A 15,308-nucleotide genomic window follows, 5' to 3' on the forward strand; every position below is an offset into this window, starting at 1 on the left:
AGGAGCCTACTCGTCGCTAATCCGAAAATGAGGTGACCTTGCTCGTGGTGCCGGCACGCGGGTTGTCCCGGCGGAGCGCAGCGGAGCCGGGAAGGTCGTGGTGGTGTTGTTGTGCGGGTCAGGCGGCCGGGGTGAGGGTGACGGTGTAGCCGAGGGCTTCGAGTTGACGGATGTGGTTGCGTTTCTTGGTGTCCGGGTTGATATGGCGGGTGTAGTGGTCGGGGCCGAGGTCGTGGAAGGTGGTGTGGTCGTCGGAGAACAGGTGCCAGACGATGACCAGGATGGAGCGACCGACGGCGACGATGGCCCGTTTCTTACCGCGTCGTCTGGCGATGCGCCGGTACCGGGCGCCGAGGAAGGTGTCGGTGCGGCCGGCCACGACGGCGACCTCACCGAGGGCCCGGGCGAGGTAGCGGTTGCCGTGCCCGGTGGCACCGTTGCCCTTGGACTTGCCGGCCGAGGAGCTGATTCCGGGCGAGAATTTCGCCCACGAACACAGGTGCCCAGCGGTCGGGAACCGGGACATGTCCACCCCCACCTCGGCGAGAATGGCGGCGGCGGCGACGGGACCGATGCCGGGGATCTCATCCAGGCGTGCCGCCGCCGATCCGAAAGGGGCCAGCTGCGCCTCGATCTGCTCGTCGACCGCGGCGATGTCGGCGTCGATCGCGTCGATCCGGCCCAGCATCCGGGCCAGCAGGAAGGCATGGTGGTCGTCGAAGTGCCCGTTGAACGCCTCCTCGAGCCGGGCGATCTTCACCCGCATCCTCGACCGCGCCAGCTGGGCGAGGACCTTCGGGTCCCGTTCGCCGGCGATCAACGCGTCCATCATCGCGCGTCCAGATACCCCGAAGATGTCCGAGGCCACGACGGAGAGTTTGATGCAGGCGCTCTCGAGGAGTTTTTCGACCCGGTTCTTCTCTGCCGTGCGCGCCCCGACCAGATCGGTGCGGTAGCGGGTCAGGTCCCGCAGCCGGCGGATCGGCCAGGGCGGCACGAAGCTGGGTCGTAGCATCTGCCGTTCGGCGACCTTGCACAACCAGACAGCGTCGAGGACATCGGTTTTGGGCCTACCGGGCAGGTGTTTGACGTCGCGGGCATTGACCAGCCACGGATCGAGGCCGTGCGCCTCCAGAAGATAGAACACCGGTTTCCAATAATCCGACGTCGCCTCCATCACCACCCGCTCGACACCCAACTCGACCAGATGATTCGCCAGCTCGGTCAACGCCCGGGTCATCGTCGAGTGCGTGGACACCTCCTGCAACCGTTTCTTCCGTCCAGCCTCTGCCGGGATCCGGACGCAGCACACCACCTCCGCCTTGCCGATATCCAGGGCCGCGACCCGGGCGATGATCTGTTCCTCGTCGTGCGATTCCACCAGCATCGTCGTCCTCTCCTCACCGGCGCACACACCGATTGATCAGGCGTGGTCACCCGTGGGGATCACCGGGGTGAAACGGAATCTAATCCTCGTGCTCGACAACGACGGCAACAGTGAAGGGCCCACGGCGTGATCCCCAACGCCCGGCTAGATGACGGCCTCGAAGAACCATAGGGGGACGGCGTCGACGGGCGACCACCACACCATTTTCAGCCTGGAACGGGCGTCCCACCAGGGACAATTTGGCTAGGTGAGGGATTCGGCTGCGCTGCGGCGCAACAGTTCAACCACAAATTGCGTCGCTGTGGCGCGCACGATTCCGTCAACCGATTGCCTGGCAGCGACGAGCCGAACCCGAGCGTCGTCCACCGCTGGTAACCCCCGCCCTAGCCGATACGGTGCGCGCGGGCCTGCTGCCTCACCGACGCCGAACTGCACAGGGAATTGCACGAATCGCCGACATCGCCGCCGACCTCATCGCCAGGTGTCGCGGGCTACACCACGGCAGGGTGGGGCAGGCCCTGGCTGGCGATCAACCAGGTCTTCCGACTGGTCGGCGACCCGGAACGACGTTTCCCCGGCGATGTGGAGTCGATGAATCGTAGACGCCGGCATCGCCCCGTCCACCGGTAGCGTCGCCGGGAAGCTTCGATAGTGCGCTCGCCGATAATCTGTGGTCGATTCTCGATATCGAGTTGATCTATTGTCCTGCAATCACATTCGCCATCAGCGTGGAGGTCGAGTCGGCGTTGTTCCGGTATCGACACCTGGGACAGCCCGCGCAGGATCCAGGCCGGTCCCGCGGGACTGTTACCGGACGAGTACGCACGCGCCTGCCAGGCCCGAGCTACTGGAGGCAGATATCGGACCTGAGCTCGCCGGAGCCATGGAGAACGGTCTCCGGAGAAGCGGGGGGAGCTTTAGTTATCTGGTGTGGAGTCGGTGGGTGAGGGCGGTGTGGCGGCGGCCCGCGCCCGGGGTGCGGACCGCCGCGGCCAGGGCTTTGCGGGATCCGACCAGGACGACGAGTTTCTTGGCGCGGGTGACGCCGGTGTAGAGCAGGTTGCGTTGCAGCATCATCCAGGATGAGGTGGTGAGGGGGATGACGACGGCGGGGTATTCGCTTCCTTGGGAGCGGTGGATGGTGACGGCGTAGGCGTGGGCGAGTTCGTCGAGTTCGGAGAAGTCGTAGTCGATGGATTCGTCCTCGTCGGTGAGCACGGTCAGCGTCTGGTCCTCCGTGGTGATGGCGGTGACGACGCCGACGGTGCCGTTGAACACCCCGGCTGTGCCTTTGTCGTAGTTGTTGCGGAGCTGGGTGACCTTGTCGCCGATCCGGAACGCCCGGCCGCCGTAGCGGCGTTCGGGCTGTCCGTCCTTCGGTGGGGTGAGCGCTTGTTGCAACAACGCGTTGAGGTTGCCGGCACCGGCGGGGCCGCGGTGCATCGGTGTCAGGACCTGCACGTCCTGGTGCGGGTTGAGCCCGAACTTGTGGGGGATGCGGCGAGCGACGACGTCGACCACCAGCTTGGCGGTCTCCTCGGCCGGGTGCAGATCCGATTGTTCCGGGGGTTCGCAGGCGAACCAGAAGAAGTCGTCGAATCCGGTGAGCTGCGGGCCGGTTGCGGCGTTGATGCGGTGGGCGTTGACCACGATCCCGGACCGGCGGGCCTGCCGGAAGATTTTCGTCAACCGCACCCGCGGGATCGTGTCGGCGGCCAGCAGGTCGCGCAGTACTTCTCCGGCACCGACGGAGGGGAGCTGGTCGACGTCACCGACCAGCAGCAGATGCGCCCCCTCCGGGATGGCTTTGATGAGTTTGTTGGCCAGGATGACGTCCATCATCGACGACTCGTCCACCACCACAAGGTCGGCATCGAGGGGATTGTCGCGGTCGTATTTCGGGTCGCCGCCGGGTTGCAGCTCCAGCAGGCGGTGGACGGTGCAGGCCTGGTGGCCGGTCAGCTCGGCCAGCCGTTTGGCGGCCCGCCCGGTCGGCGCCACCAGCACCACCTTGGCTTTCTTCGCGGTGGCCAGCTCGACGATGGAGCGGACGGTGAAGCTTTTGCCGCAGCCGGGCCCGCCGGTGAGTACCGCGACCTTGCGGGTGAGGGCGAGTGTGACCGCGCCTTTCTGCTCGTCGGTTAGGTCCTGCCCGGTCCGGTCCCGCAGCCAGGTGAACGCCGTGTCCCAGTCGACCTGAGTGAACGCGGCGAGCCTGTCGGCCGGAGAGTTGAGCAGGCCGAGCAGGCCGCCGGCCAGGGAGCTCTCGGCGCGGTGGAAGGGCACCAGATAGACCGCGGGGACGCTCCCGTCACCGGCAGGGACCGGTTCGCAGATCACGCCGTCGTCTGTGGCGAGCTGGTCCAGGCAGGGGCCGATCAGGTCCCGGTCGACCTCGAGGATCTTGGCGGCCTCGGTGATCAGGTTCGGTTCGGGCAGGTAGCAGTGCCCGGTGTCGGCGGCTTGGGACAGGGTGTACTGCAGCCCGGCCTTGAGCCGCTCGGGGCTCTCGTGCGGTATCCCGACCGCTCGGGCGATGGTGTCGGCGGCCTGAATCCGATGCCCCACACGTCGGAAGCGAGCCGGTACGGTTCGGCGCGGACGACACCGATGGCGCCGTCGCCGTAGTTCTTGTAGATCCGTACCGCCAGCGAGGTGGACACCCCCACCCCCTGCAGGAACACCATCACCTCTTTGATCGCCTTCTGCTCCTCCCACGCATCGGCGATCTTCTGGGTGCGTTTGGGGCCGAGCCCGTGCACCTCGATCAGCCGCTGCGGCTGGTGTTCGATGATGGTCAGGATGTCGAGACCGAAGTGGGTGACCATGCGTTCGGCCATCATCGGCCCGATCCCCTTGATCAGCCCGGAGCCGAGGTAACGGCGAATGCCCGCGATGGTGGCGGGCAGCACGGTGGTGTAGGAGCGCACCTGGAACTGCTTGCCGTACTTCGCGTGGTGGCCCCACTGACCGGTCAGCCGCAAGCTCTCACCGATCTGGGCACCGAGCAGCGGCCCGACCACGGTCACCAGATCCGGGCCGGACCGCTCGGTGGCCAGGCGGGCGATGGTGTAGCCGGTGTCCTCGTTGGCGTAGGTGATCCGCTCCAGCACCCCCTCCAGCACCGCCTGGGGTGCGGCATCGGGCGAAGATCGCGCAACGGTCATGGTCATCATTGTGCCGAGCGCAACCGACACGATCAGCCGTGGCGCCCGGCCCGCCAGGGCTCCCAGATCCCGGCCGGAGCTCGCCCCTGCACCGAAGAAGTCCCACGCCGAGACCCACGAGCGTGCCGTACGGATACCTCGGGACCGGATCCGCCAGCACGCACGCCCGAAGATCGCAGCCCCTCGCTCTGACGAGAGAGCTCGCCACTGGCACCGCCGCCACTGGCACCGCCGCCACTGTCGGCGGCGAAACGGTTCCTCGGCGCAGGTGGTCTCCGTCTACACGCACCGCGACTACCGCCGCCCCGAGCCGGGCGTGCACCGCTCGAAACAGCGGTCGCACAAAGGCGGCCGACCCCTCGACTGCTTCGACACCCTCCTCCCCGACCTGGACAGCAAGGCCGGATTCGTCGCGGTCGCCCGATTGGGCTGGAACGACGAGTACGCACCCGACGGCTGGGACTACACCACTTTCCGGCAATTCAACGACGGACGGCCGGACGTGGTGTGCATGTGTCCTGTGCCAGCGAATCGTCCTTGAAGCCGGCGCCTGGACCTGGGGTGAGGAATCTTGAGTGGCGAACTGGCCGTGGTCAACGCCCTTGTTGGACCGGGGGACCCGGAGGATTTCGCCATTGGATCTTGCTTGAACTGGCGTTCTCAGCGGTCAGTTATTCGGGCATCCTGATTAAACGCAGAGAGGCCGATCGAGCCAGGTGGGCGGCGCTCTTGACGAGAGCGCCCTGGCCGCCAGGGTCCCTCTAGCAGATGAGATGATCTCGAACCGAGCAAATTGCACTGGCGAGACGTGCCTGGATAAGCAAGATTCAGTGGCGAAAAGGAAGATCGGCTGTCACCGGACAGCATGGCCTACGACCGAAAGACGGTCGACTCGACCTGCCCTGTAGTTTCCACTGTTCGGTGTCACTCCTCTGCGGATCTGACCTGCGGATTCTCGACGGCGTGTCAGTGCCGGATTCTCACGAACTTGTCGGGATCCTCAGCCCGGTCGCTTTCCTCTGGCGGTGAACGGGCGGTGTGCGGTCTGGGGCTATGGCCAGGCGGCGACGCGGCCCTCATGCCATCCTCGGGGATGGCAGGAACGTGGTTGTCGGTGACGGTGGAACGGCTCGGCGGGCGCGGCGAGGACCGGGCGGGTCGCGGATTGTCGGACTTGCCGCAGGCCCTGGTCGTGGTTGGGTTCTAGTCGTCGATTCGGGTGATGGCCGGGACGGCGTATGTCCCATCGAGGACCGCTGGTGCCGGTTCGTACATTCGGAGCACGGGCCGGAATGCGCCAGCCGGGGCGGGCAGCCAATTCGCCCGCGCGGTGGGGTCGTCGGGCTCGGTATGGCTGATGGTGATGGTGATGCCCCCGGTGTCGTCGTGGACGATTCCGGGGGTGCGGTCGCCGAGCGAGTACCGGTCGATCGGGTTGTCGACGAGGTAGAAATCGGGCACCGAGTACATCGTCAGGGACCAGAAGGCGCCGACCGGCGGGGTGGGGGCCAGCCGCAACGTGTAGCTCGATTCCCCGGTCAGTTGCCGGCCCTGGTCGTCGACGTAGGTCATGATGTACGCCGCCTCGTAGGGGTGATTGCCCCACAGGCCGCCGCGGGCGGCCGCGGCCCGTTCGATGATCCGCAACCGCGGATCGGCGATCTTGAATCGGGGATCGTCGAGGGTGCCGACCTCGAAGAAGTCGAGGTTGTAATCGAACGCGTGGAAGGTCAGTTTCCAGCCGTCGACCTCCGGGCTCGACCCCTTGGTCAGTGCCCGCTCCAACATGTCCTGCCCTCGCAGCAGGCCTTTGCGCAGCGCGTCCGCCAGCGGCCCATCCGAGGAGTAGGGGGTGGCCGGTCCGGGCGTGCCGATGCCCAGGGGTGCGAAGGATTCCTGCAGTGCCCGGTCTCGGTGGGCGGGTGGGAACGCCTGTGACCAGAGGCGGAGCTTGTCGTAGAACAGCAGATCGTCTGCGACGGCTGGGTCCGGTGACGGGATCCCGGGTGGGGTGGCGGTCGGGTCGAGGACCTGCAACGTCGTCGCGTCCTGCAATGCGTGCACCGCGGTGAGGTCGTCGTCTCCCGAGCAGGCCCACCGGCCGACGATGGACCCGATTGTGGTGGGGAATCGGATCACCGTCGTACCCGCCGGCGCGGTGGCGTCCCAGTCCGCGGGAACCAGCAGGAAATCGCCGGCACCGGTGCCGGTCGCGCGGTGCCCGACGTAGGCGAAGTTGTCGGTCCACGCGTCCACGAACTGGAGGACGTAGTAGCGGCCGCCGGTGTCGGGCACGTGCAACAGGATCGGGCCGGCGGACAGATCGATCTGGCCCATCGAGTACAGGGTGTCGTTGTTGATGGTGACGAAGGTGTCCGCCGGTCCGGTCAGGGTGCGGGCGTGGCTGAAGGTGTTGAACGGGGCCGCCGGGTTGGCTCCGACGCCTTCCTCGACATACCTGCGGACCTGGTCCAGGTTGAACACCAGCGGGAAACCGTAGATGTAGGCCTGTGCAGCGAGATCGGACAGTTCCTCGTTCATACGCGTTCCCCTTCTGCCTGCAAGCAGGCGGTTTCCGGCGTCCGCCTGCCTGCGGAGACCTATCGACCCGGCCGCAACCCAGCGTGCCCTAGCTGCTCCGGCCGAGCCTCATCCGCCAGGGGTGAGGCTCCGGCGCCCGACAGTGGAAAATGCCGACAGTGAGCGAAAGCCCTATCGAGGCCGTATTCGTCAGGGCCTGTCGGCGAAGAGAAGTCGCGCCGCTGTGGCGATGGTGTCGCGGATCTGCGCGAGGTCACCGGATCCCGAGGTCAGGTCGAGCAAACAGGTGGTCAGCACGTGCCCGAGCACCAGCGCTCGCTGCTCGGCGTCCTCCCAGCCCGGGTCCGCCAGTGCCGAACGAACAAGCTCGACGAACAGGGGCCGCCACAGCCCAATTCCCATGCCCGCGGTGTTGCTGTGGATCGAACTCATTCCGGCGTCGAGGAGGTTGCGGTCCTCTGCCGCCCAATCGATGAGCCCGGCGAAGGCGGTGGCTATCCGCTCTGCATCGGTAAGTTCGGCGTCGAGTTCGAGCGTGCGCAGGCGTGCGATCGTCTCGAGTGCCCACTCGGCCATCAAGTGCTGAGCCAGTCCGTCTTTCGATCCGAAGTACCTCGGCGTTCCCGAACACGGCGCTCGACGCCATCCTGCGCCGCCGCCAGATCGACACCGTCCTCTTCACCGGCGTCGCCACCAATGTGACCGTCGAGTGCACCGCACGAGACGCAGTGAACCTGGGCTACAACGTCATCCTGGTATCGGATGCCTGCGCGGCAGCCACCGACGAAGCGCACGACGCGACGCTCGTCACCTTCTCATTGCTCGGAAAGGTCACCTCCGCCCGCGACATCCAACGGGCGCTGCAACGACACGAAACCGGACAGGACGCAGCGCTGACAGGGTCGCCCGCCCTGGCCTAGCCGGCACAGTCCACAGACGGATCCGGCAACAACGCCACTCGGCCGGGACGGTGATCGCCGTCCCGGCCGATCTGTGTCGGTGACAGTCTCGCCCCCGGCCCTTCGGCCCGGACGTGGGTCGCTGCGCCGCTTCGCAACGCGGACCCGGGCGCAGCCTGTCCGCCGGGGCGTGCGGGTCGCCGGTCGTTTAGAACACCAGGTCGGGCGGGTCGTCGAGGAACGTGAGCCGGCAGAAGTCGATCAGTGCGTGAGCGCGTCTGGTCAGCCGCGTGTCGGACATCCAGGCGAGGACGACTTCGCGTTCGGTGGTGGCGTCCTCGATGGGGCGCGCTGCAACCGGTCGGCCCTCGTAGCTGACGTCGATCGGCCACTGCTGGACCAGGATCGAATATCCGATACCTCGGGCGACGAGGCTGCGGACGACCTCGATGTTGGAACTGAAGTGGCGGATCCGGGCCGTGAGCCCGACCGATTCGAGTAGCTGGGCTGCGTTGCGTGCGCTGGGAACGTCGAACATGATCAACGGCTCGTCCGCCAGGTCGGCGAGCTTGACCTCACGCTGCACGGCGAGCGGATGATTTTCGGCGAGAATGACATACGGCTTGCTCGTGCGGATGACGGCGCACTCGAGCCCCGGGGGTAGGTCTTGTTTGTAGAGGAAGCCGATCTCGCATCGTCCGTCGCCGATCGCGTCGAGCACGACATCGGCCGAGCCCTCGATCATCTGCACCGTCAGGGCGGGATATTGTCCGGCGAATTCGTCGAGGACGGGCGGGATCAGAAACGGCGCGAGGGTGGAGTAGCACCCCACCGACAACGTGCCCGCGACGTCGTTCTGCGTCGTGCTCGCGCTGCCTTGTAGTTCCTCGGCGGCCGCCAGGATGCGCCGGGCATCGGCGAGTGCCCGGTTGCCCGCCGCGGTCAGGGTGATCGCCTTGGCCTTGCGGCGGATGAACAGCTGGACGCCGAGGCGCTGCTCGAGTTCCTTGAGTGCCATCGACACGGCGCCGGCGGTGGCATGGGCGCGGGTGGCTGCCGCACTGATCGAGCCCTCGTCCGCCACTGCAATGAGGTATTCGAGCTGGTGGAGCGTAAATCGCAGAGACATCAATTTTCCTGAAGGCAGAGGTCGATCTTTTTAGATTTACACACTTTGAGGGCTGTGTCACTGTCGTAATGCCAGCTAAACCAGTGGCGACCGTCACAACCCCAACGGATGTGCGTGGCACCTCACCCCCGCTGCTTGGCAGCGCCCCGAGATGCCACTCCACTCGCTCGACACCGCTCCCGCACGGGGCGTTGCCGTCCGTGCCGAGGCCACCTACCTCACGAGGAGCATGATTAATGGAGATTAACTGCGTCTTCGCGCCGGCCATCTCGACGCCGGAGCACATCGTCCTGGCCGAAGAGCTGGGCTACACCCGGGCATGGGTGTACGACGTCCCCGTCTCGTACGCGGACACCGGCATCACGCTCGGCGCCGCGGCGGCACGCACCAGTACGATCCGGCTGGGCGTCGCGGTGTTCACCCCGCACCTGCGGCACCTGACCATGAACGCAGCCCTCATCGCACACCTGGCAACCGTGGCGCCGGGCCGCTTCGATGCCGGTGTCGGAGCCGGATTCACCAGCTCGACCTACCTGAACCGCAAACCCTCCCGGTGGGCGGACGTCGAGGCCTACATCGTCGCGTTGCGCGAACTGCTGGCCGGTCGCGAGGTCGAGTGGGAGAACGCGATCGTCAGCCTCATGCACAGCCCCGCGTCCGGCATCACTTATCCCATCGACGTGCCCATGTGGGTCGCGGCGCACGGGCCGAAGGGCTTCGGTGTCGCGAAGCGACTCGGCGCCGGTGTCGTCACCAACCCCACGCACGGGGACCATCCGGTTCCGGTGGACGGGCCATGCCAGCTGCTCCATTACGGCACCGTCCTCGACGACGGCGAGGCCATCGACTCCCCGCGCGCCATGGACGCCGCCGGCCCCGGGGCATCGCTAGCCCTGCACATGGGGCAGCACGGACCGCTCGCCGGAATGCCCGAGGCGCAGGGGTACGAGGCCGCGATCGCCGCGATCGACGAGCGCCACCGCCATCTCGAGCTCTACCGCGGACATTTGATGGCACCGAATGCGACGGACCTGAAGTTCATCAATGCTGCGGTCATCGAGCGTGGCACGACGACCGGGACCCGCGAACACATGGCACGTCACCTCCGCCGACTCGAGGACGCCGGCGCCACGGCCATCCTCTACCAACCTGCCGGCTCCGACATCCCACGCGAACTCAGGGCGTTCAAGGAAGCGGCCGAGATGCGCCACGAGAGCACCCTCGATACACCCGAGACACAACCGGTCTGAGACCTGGCATCGGCGGACTGTGTCATCCCGCCGTCTTCGACCGCCGCACCGTCACCGCGACACCACTCCGGCTCCGTCCGGACCGACAGAAAGAGCAACCACCCTCATGCCTTACTTCACCCAAGTCGGTCACGTTCCGCGCAAGCGCCATGTCGCATTCCGCCAACCGGACGGCTCACTGTATTGGGAGGAGCTGATCGGGGAAGACGGCTTCGTCGGCGACACCTCGCTGCTGTACCACCGCAATCCGCCGAGTGCGCTGACTGCGATCGAGACCGTCGAAACCGCAGACGAGGGCCTGCACCCGAACCAGCCGCTCTCACCGATCCACCTGACCCCGCACAGCCTGCCGATCAAGGGCGACGCGGTCCTGGACCGAGTGTTGTTGCTGTCCAACGACGATGTGCGCATCTCCTATGCCGTCGCGACCGAAGACAGCAGCCTGTACAAGAACAGCACCGGTGACGAACTGGCCTATGTCGAAAGCGGCAGCGGCGCCCTCGAAAGCACCTTCGGGCGGATCGAGATCGTCGAAGGCGACTACGTCATCGTCCCGACCTCCACCATCCATCGGTGGACCGTCCGCGGCGATGACGAACTTCGGTTGCTGTTCGTCGAAGCGCGCGGGCACATCGATCCGCCGAAGCGCTACCTGTCCGAGCGTGGGCAGTTCATCGAGGGCACCCCCTACTGCGAACTCGACATCCGACGCCCCACCGAGCTGCTCGACGAGTCCGGCTCGGATGTGCCCGTCATCGTCCGGACCCGCACCGGGCTGACCCGCAACGTCCACAAACACCATCCCTTCGACGTGGTCGGATGGCACGGCGGCATGTACCCGTGGAGCTTCAGCATCCACGACTTCGAACCGATCACCGGCAGCCTGCACCAGCCGCCGCCGATGCATCAGATCCTCGAAGCCCCCGGCTTCGTCATGTGCAACTTCGTCCCGCGGCTGCTCGACTACAACCCGAACGCGGTACCGATCCCGCCGTTCCACTCCAACGTCGACAGCGACGAAGTCCTCTTCTACGCGAAGGGACAGGCCAAGACCCGGCAGGGCACCGGCGTCGGGCTCGGATCGATCACGGTCCACCCGGCCGGCTTCATCCACGGCCCGCACCCGGGCAACGTCGAACGAGCGCTCGGCGCCGCCCGCGCCGACGAATACCAAGTCATGGTCGACACCCACCGGCCCCTGCAGCTGTCCGCCGCTCTCAAGGACTGTGTCGATCCGGAATACCCATTCACCTGGGCAAACCTGGAAGAATCCAACGCAGGCGCACGGAAGGTGCCCAGTGATGCGTGAGCTGCTCCCAGTTCCGATGCAGGCCGCGATGGGCGGCGACGTCTACTCCGGCATCGCCCGCGCCTCCGGCACACTCTGGTGCGGCCGCGAGCGCGCGACCGAGGGCCGGCGTTCGGACACCGTGCTGGTGTTCTGCCATCCGAGCTCGAATTTCGTCGGCCACTACGCCCTGGCACCCTGCGCGGAACTCGGGATGGATGCGGTCGGAGTCGTCACCCGCTACGCCGGCAACGACACCCAGGTCATCCTCGAAAACTGTGTGGCCGACCTGGGTTCGATCATCAAGCACCTCCGCGAGACCGAGGGTTACGAGCGCATCGTGCTCGTCGGCAACTCCGGTGGTGGCGGTTTGGCCGCCCTGTACCAGGCCGAGGCCGAGAACCCGAGCATCCGCGACGCCCCCGGCGGCGGAGGCACCGACCTCACCCGCGCCGAACTACCGCCGGTCGATGCCCTGGTGATGCTCAATGCACACGCGGGCCGCGCCGACCTGATCCAGGGCTGGCTCGACCCCGCGATCATCAGCGAAGACGACCCCTTCCGGCGAGATCCGGAGCTGGACCTGTTCTCCGGTCGCACTGTCCCCCTCGATCCGGAGTGGGTGGCCACCTACCGGGACGCCCAGGCCCGCCGGATGACGCGCATCACCGACTGGGTCAAAGCGCAGCTGACCGAGCTGACCGAACGCTACGGCACCGACGTCCCGGATCTGCCGTTCCGCGTCCACGGGACGTGCGCGGATCCACGATTCGTCGATGTCACCCTCGACGCCTCCGATCGTGAGCCCGGGTCCCTGTGGGGCGATCCGATGTCGGCGAATCTTCGACCGGTCACCCTGGGAAGCTTCAGCACCCTGCGATCCTGGCTGTCCCAGTGGAGTGTCGCTGACACGAACGGATATGGCCCCACCTGCCTCGAGCGGGTGAGTGTGCCCGTTTTCGTCGCCTATGGAACCGCAGACCGCGGATGCTTCCCATCCATGGCGTCCGCTCTCTATGCGGGTGCACCGCATCCCCGCAAGGAACTGCTCGCTGTCACCGGCGCCGGACACTACTTCGATGGCCGACCCGACCTGGTGTCCGACACGCTCGCTTCGATCATCAAGTGGCTCGACTGATTCGTCGAGAACCAAAGGTAGGAGAAAATTCATGGAACTACAGGCAGCCTCCACCGCCGTGATCGCCGTGCATCTGCAGGGTGACATCGTCTCCGCGGACGGCGCTTTCGGAGACTTCTTCGCCGCCGCCGCCGCCTCACGCGATGTCGTGGGTGTCAACAACGCTCTGATTGCCGACGTCCGGGCGGCGGGCGGCACCGTGATCTACACCCGCGTCGCCTTCCGTCCCGATTTCAGCGATCTCGTCGTGAATTCGCCCTTGCTGGGTCTGGTTGCGCAGACCAAGTGCCTTGTCGACGGCAGCGAGAAGGCGGAGATCTTGCCGGAGATGACATTCGCGGACGGCGACTTCGTCGTCACTCACCAGCGGTTGGGGGGATTCTCCGACAGCGGGCTCGACCTACTGCTCCGCAGCCGAGGAATTACCACGGTGCTGTTGACCGGCGTCGCGACGAACATGTCCGTTGAGAGCACGGCGCGGCAGGCCTCCGATCTCGGGTACCGAACAGTCGTCGTATCCGACGCGTGCAGCGCCTCCGACGACGACACCCACCTGGCCGCACTGAATAGCCTCGGACTTCTCGGTGAAGTCGTGACGAGCGCCGACGTACGCGAGGCCCTGCACGTCGCCGAGGCAACATCGACCGCGTGACCGAAGAGCTGCCACGCACCGTCCCGGCCCAGCCACTTTCGATAGCGAGAGAACAATGAGCATTCCGTCCACCCCTTCACATTTCGACGTTGTCATCGTCGGAGCAGGACCAACCGGCGCTGCCCTGGCGGGCGACCTCGGTCAGCGAGGTGATTCGGTCCTCCTGCTCGAGCAGGGCGACGGTGTCGTGCACGATGCACGCCTGCACGCGATCAGCATCCGCACCATGGAACTCGCACGACGCTGGGGCATCGAGGACGAGTTGCGGCACTGCGGATGGCCGCTCGAACACCCCCAGGACGTGGTGTGGGGCACCAGCCTTTCCGACCCTGAGCTCGCCCGCATCCACTGGCCGGCCATCGCCGACATGGTGCCCCCGTCGACGAGCCCGACCTTCGCGCAACGTTGTCCGCAGAGGTGGTTCAACGAGATCCTGCTGCGGTTCGCCCAGCGCCAGCCCAGCGTCACCACGCACCTGCAGACCCGCGTCACCGAAGTCACCCAGACCGCCGACACAGTCACGGTGACGGCCGAGGGCGACGACGGGCAGGCCACGTCCTTCACCGCCGTCTACCTCGTCGCCTGCGACGGCGCCCGCAGCAATATCCGCCGGGGACTGGGCATCGACACCGTCAAGTCCTCGGTGTGGGGCACCTCCGCCGAAGCCATCATCCGCAGCCCGCAGATCAAAGCCCTTCCCCTGGCACAAACCTTGGGCCGGTTCACCGTGGTCGAACCCACGGGGATGTCGATCTCCCTGCTTCCCTTCGACGGCCTCGACCAGTACCGCATCACCGTGATGGTGGGAGACGGGGAGATCACCAAGACGGATATACGTGAAGCGGCACGCAACATCGCGGGGACCGACGTCGAGATCGACTTCGTGACCGACATCCTGCCGTGGTCGAACCGCGAAACGGTCGCAACCCGATTCCGGGACGGCCGGGTCTTCCTCGCCGGCGATGCCGCGCACACGATGCCCACGACCGGCGGTCTGGGGATGAACACCGGCATCCAGGACTCGTTCGACCTGGCATGGAAACTCGACGCCGTCCTGCAGGGGTGGGCCGATGACCGGCTGCTCGACAGCTACGACCCGGAACGCCGCGCGTGCGTCGCACAGTCGTCCTCCCTCGCCAGCAGCATCTACCAGGACTGGGTCCACACCCGCACGGGCCACCAACAGTTCTGGGACCGCATCAGTGTGGGCGGTCCCGACGCCGAACTCGCCCGACAGCAATTCGGCGAGAGCGTGGTACACACTTTCCGGCGGGAGTTCAACAACATCCCGGCATCGCTGGGATACCGCTACGAGGGATCGCCGGTCTGCATTCCGGATGGGACGCCCGCACCACCGCTCAACTTCGACGAGTACACGCCCACCGCACGACCCGGTCACCGGGCACCTCACGTGTGGCTCGCGCCGAACGTATCCACCCTCGATCGCTTCGGCCCGACCTTCACCCTGCTGATCATCGGGCGCAATGCCAGCGCCGCTGATGCGATGGCCATCGCCGCCAGTGAACGCTCCATCCCACTGTCCGTCGTTGCCGTCACCGAGCCCGAGGTCGTCACTGCTCTGCGGGACGCCTACGAGCAGAACTTCGTCCTGGTCCGCCCCGACGGACACGTGGCCTGGCGCGGCGACGCACTCACGCCGGAGCCCGGACGCATCCTCGACATCGTGCGGGGTGCCGCAACGGTCGAGACCATCCCTGCTGACCAGAACGACTACGTCAGCCGCTGATCGACGCACACTCACTCGCTGGCGTCGGCGTCGACGGGCTGATGCCCAGCCAGCACGGTGACCGAGGCGCCGCCTCCTGCCATGCCCAATGTGCGGAACACCGCGTCCGA

11 protein-coding genes and 1 pseudogene are annotated in these 15,308 nt (G+C 66.5%); 7 read left to right on the plus strand and 5 right to left on the minus strand.

Features of this window, described 5'->3' with window-relative positions; genetic code table 11:
* Window positions 1-118: 118 nt before the first annotated feature.
* Together JWS14_RS45885 and recD2 are read right to left on the minus strand one after the other, a co-directional pair.
* Window positions 119-1,387 carry an IS110 family RNA-guided transposase gene (locus JWS14_RS45885; RefSeq protein WP_206012884.1) on the minus strand — a complete coding sequence of 423 codons (1,269 nt, stop codon included), beginning with the start codon at window positions 1,385-1,387 and terminating at the stop codon, window positions 119-121.
* A gap of 921 nt (window positions 1,388-2,308) precedes the next feature.
* Window positions 2,309-4,554: pseudogene (gene recD2 / locus JWS14_RS45890) on the minus strand (SF1B family DNA helicase RecD2).
* A gap of 268 nt (window positions 4,555-4,822) precedes the next feature.
* Here recD2 and JWS14_RS45895 point away from each other — a divergent pair.
* Window positions 4,823-5,095: a hypothetical protein gene (locus JWS14_RS45895; protein ID WP_206016994.1), complete on the plus strand. Its 273-nt coding sequence runs from the start codon at window positions 4,823-4,825 to the stop codon at window positions 5,093-5,095.
* Between the two features lie 662 nt (window positions 5,096-5,757).
* Here JWS14_RS45895 and JWS14_RS45900 read toward each other — a convergent pair.
* Both JWS14_RS45900 and JWS14_RS45905 read right to left on the minus strand, forming a co-directional pair.
* Window positions 5,758-7,095, minus strand: a complete 1,338-nt coding sequence (locus tag JWS14_RS45900; protein WP_206016813.1) for a DUF1254 domain-containing protein — start codon at window positions 7,093-7,095, stop codon at window positions 5,758-5,760.
* A gap of 189 nt (window positions 7,096-7,284) precedes the next feature.
* The gene (locus tag JWS14_RS45905) at window positions 7,285-7,671 is read right to left on the minus strand and encodes a hypothetical protein (RefSeq protein ID WP_206016814.1); all 387 of its coding nucleotides are present in this window, start codon (window positions 7,669-7,671) and stop codon (window positions 7,285-7,287) included.
* On the opposite strand from JWS14_RS45905, the gene JWS14_RS45910 reads away from it, so the two are divergent.
* On the plus strand, window positions 7,656-8,015 hold the full coding sequence (locus JWS14_RS45910) for a cysteine hydrolase family protein (protein ID WP_206016815.1): 360 nt from the start codon (window positions 7,656-7,658) through the stop codon (window positions 8,013-8,015). The two genes, JWS14_RS45905 and JWS14_RS45910, sit on opposite strands and share 16 nt — an antisense overlap.
* 187 nt (window positions 8,016-8,202) lie before the next feature.
* Here the strand turns inward: JWS14_RS45910 and JWS14_RS45915 are convergent, their stop codons facing one another.
* Window positions 8,203-9,123, minus strand: coding sequence for a LysR family transcriptional regulator (locus JWS14_RS45915; protein ID WP_206016816.1), 921 nt, complete (start codon window positions 9,121-9,123; stop codon window positions 8,203-8,205).
* Window positions 9,124-9,359: 236 nt separating this feature from the next.
* Between JWS14_RS45915 and JWS14_RS45920 the strand changes: the two genes are divergently transcribed.
* The 5 genes from JWS14_RS45920 to JWS14_RS45940 all read left to right on the plus strand — a co-directional run bounded on the left by JWS14_RS45920 (window position 9,360) and on the right by JWS14_RS45940 (window position 15,198).
* On the plus strand, window positions 9,360-10,373 hold the full coding sequence (locus JWS14_RS45920) for an LLM class flavin-dependent oxidoreductase (protein ID WP_206016817.1): 1,014 nt from the start codon (window positions 9,360-9,362) through the stop codon (window positions 10,371-10,373).
* 106 nt (window positions 10,374-10,479) lie between these two features.
* On the plus strand, window positions 10,480-11,682 hold the full coding sequence (locus JWS14_RS45925) for a homogentisate 1,2-dioxygenase (protein WP_206016818.1): 1,203 nt from the start codon (window positions 10,480-10,482) through the stop codon (window positions 11,680-11,682).
* The gene (locus JWS14_RS45930; RefSeq protein ID WP_241031826.1) at window positions 11,675-12,799 is read left to right on the plus strand and encodes an alpha/beta hydrolase family protein; all 1,125 of its coding nucleotides are present in this window, start codon (window positions 11,675-11,677) and stop codon (window positions 12,797-12,799) included. Before JWS14_RS45925 ends, JWS14_RS45930 begins: the two co-directional genes overlap by 8 nt.
* 31 nt (window positions 12,800-12,830) lie before the next feature.
* A complete protein-coding gene (locus JWS14_RS45935) occupies window positions 12,831-13,451 on the plus strand; it encodes a cysteine hydrolase family protein (protein ID WP_206016820.1) in 621 nt (206 codons plus the stop codon).
* 55 nt (window positions 13,452-13,506) lie between these two features.
* Window positions 13,507-15,198, plus strand: coding sequence for an FAD-dependent monooxygenase (locus JWS14_RS45940; RefSeq protein ID WP_206016821.1), 1,692 nt, complete (start codon window positions 13,507-13,509; stop codon window positions 15,196-15,198).
* Window positions 15,199-15,308 lie beyond the last annotated feature (110 nt).

The sequence above is a fragment of the Rhodococcus koreensis genome (assembly GCF_017068375.1).
In the GTDB taxonomy this organism is placed as follows: domain Bacteria; phylum Actinomycetota; class Actinomycetes; order Mycobacteriales; family Mycobacteriaceae; genus Rhodococcus_F; species Rhodococcus_F koreensis.

Bases quoted from the DNA above. Each gene is read 5' to 3' on its own strand.
- JWS14_RS45885 (WP_206012884.1), bottom strand. From the start codon at position 1,387: ATGCTGGTGGAATCGCACGACGAGGAACAGATCATCGCCCGGGTCGCG.
- JWS14_RS45900 (WP_206016813.1), bottom strand. From the start codon at position 7,095: ATGAACGAGGAACTGTCCGATCTCGCTGCACAGGCCTACATCTACGGT.
- JWS14_RS45905 (WP_206016814.1), bottom strand. From the start codon at position 7,671: ATGGCCGAGTGGGCACTCGAGACGATCGCACGCCTGCGCACGCTCGAA.
- JWS14_RS45915 (WP_206016816.1), bottom strand. From the start codon at position 9,123: ATGTCTCTGCGATTTACGCTCCACCAGCTCGAATACCTCATTGCAGTG.
- JWS14_RS45920 (WP_206016817.1), top strand. From the start codon at position 9,360: ATGGAGATTAACTGCGTCTTCGCGCCGGCCATCTCGACGCCGGAGCAC.
- JWS14_RS45925 (WP_206016818.1), top strand. From the start codon at position 10,480: ATGCCTTACTTCACCCAAGTCGGTCACGTTCCGCGCAAGCGCCATGTC.
- JWS14_RS45930 (WP_241031826.1), top strand. From the start codon at position 11,675: ATGCGTGAGCTGCTCCCAGTTCCGATGCAGGCCGCGATGGGCGGCGAC.
- JWS14_RS45935 (WP_206016820.1), top strand. From the start codon at position 12,831: ATGGAACTACAGGCAGCCTCCACCGCCGTGATCGCCGTGCATCTGCAG.
- JWS14_RS45940 (WP_206016821.1), top strand. From the start codon at position 13,507: ATGAGCATTCCGTCCACCCCTTCACATTTCGACGTTGTCATCGTCGGA.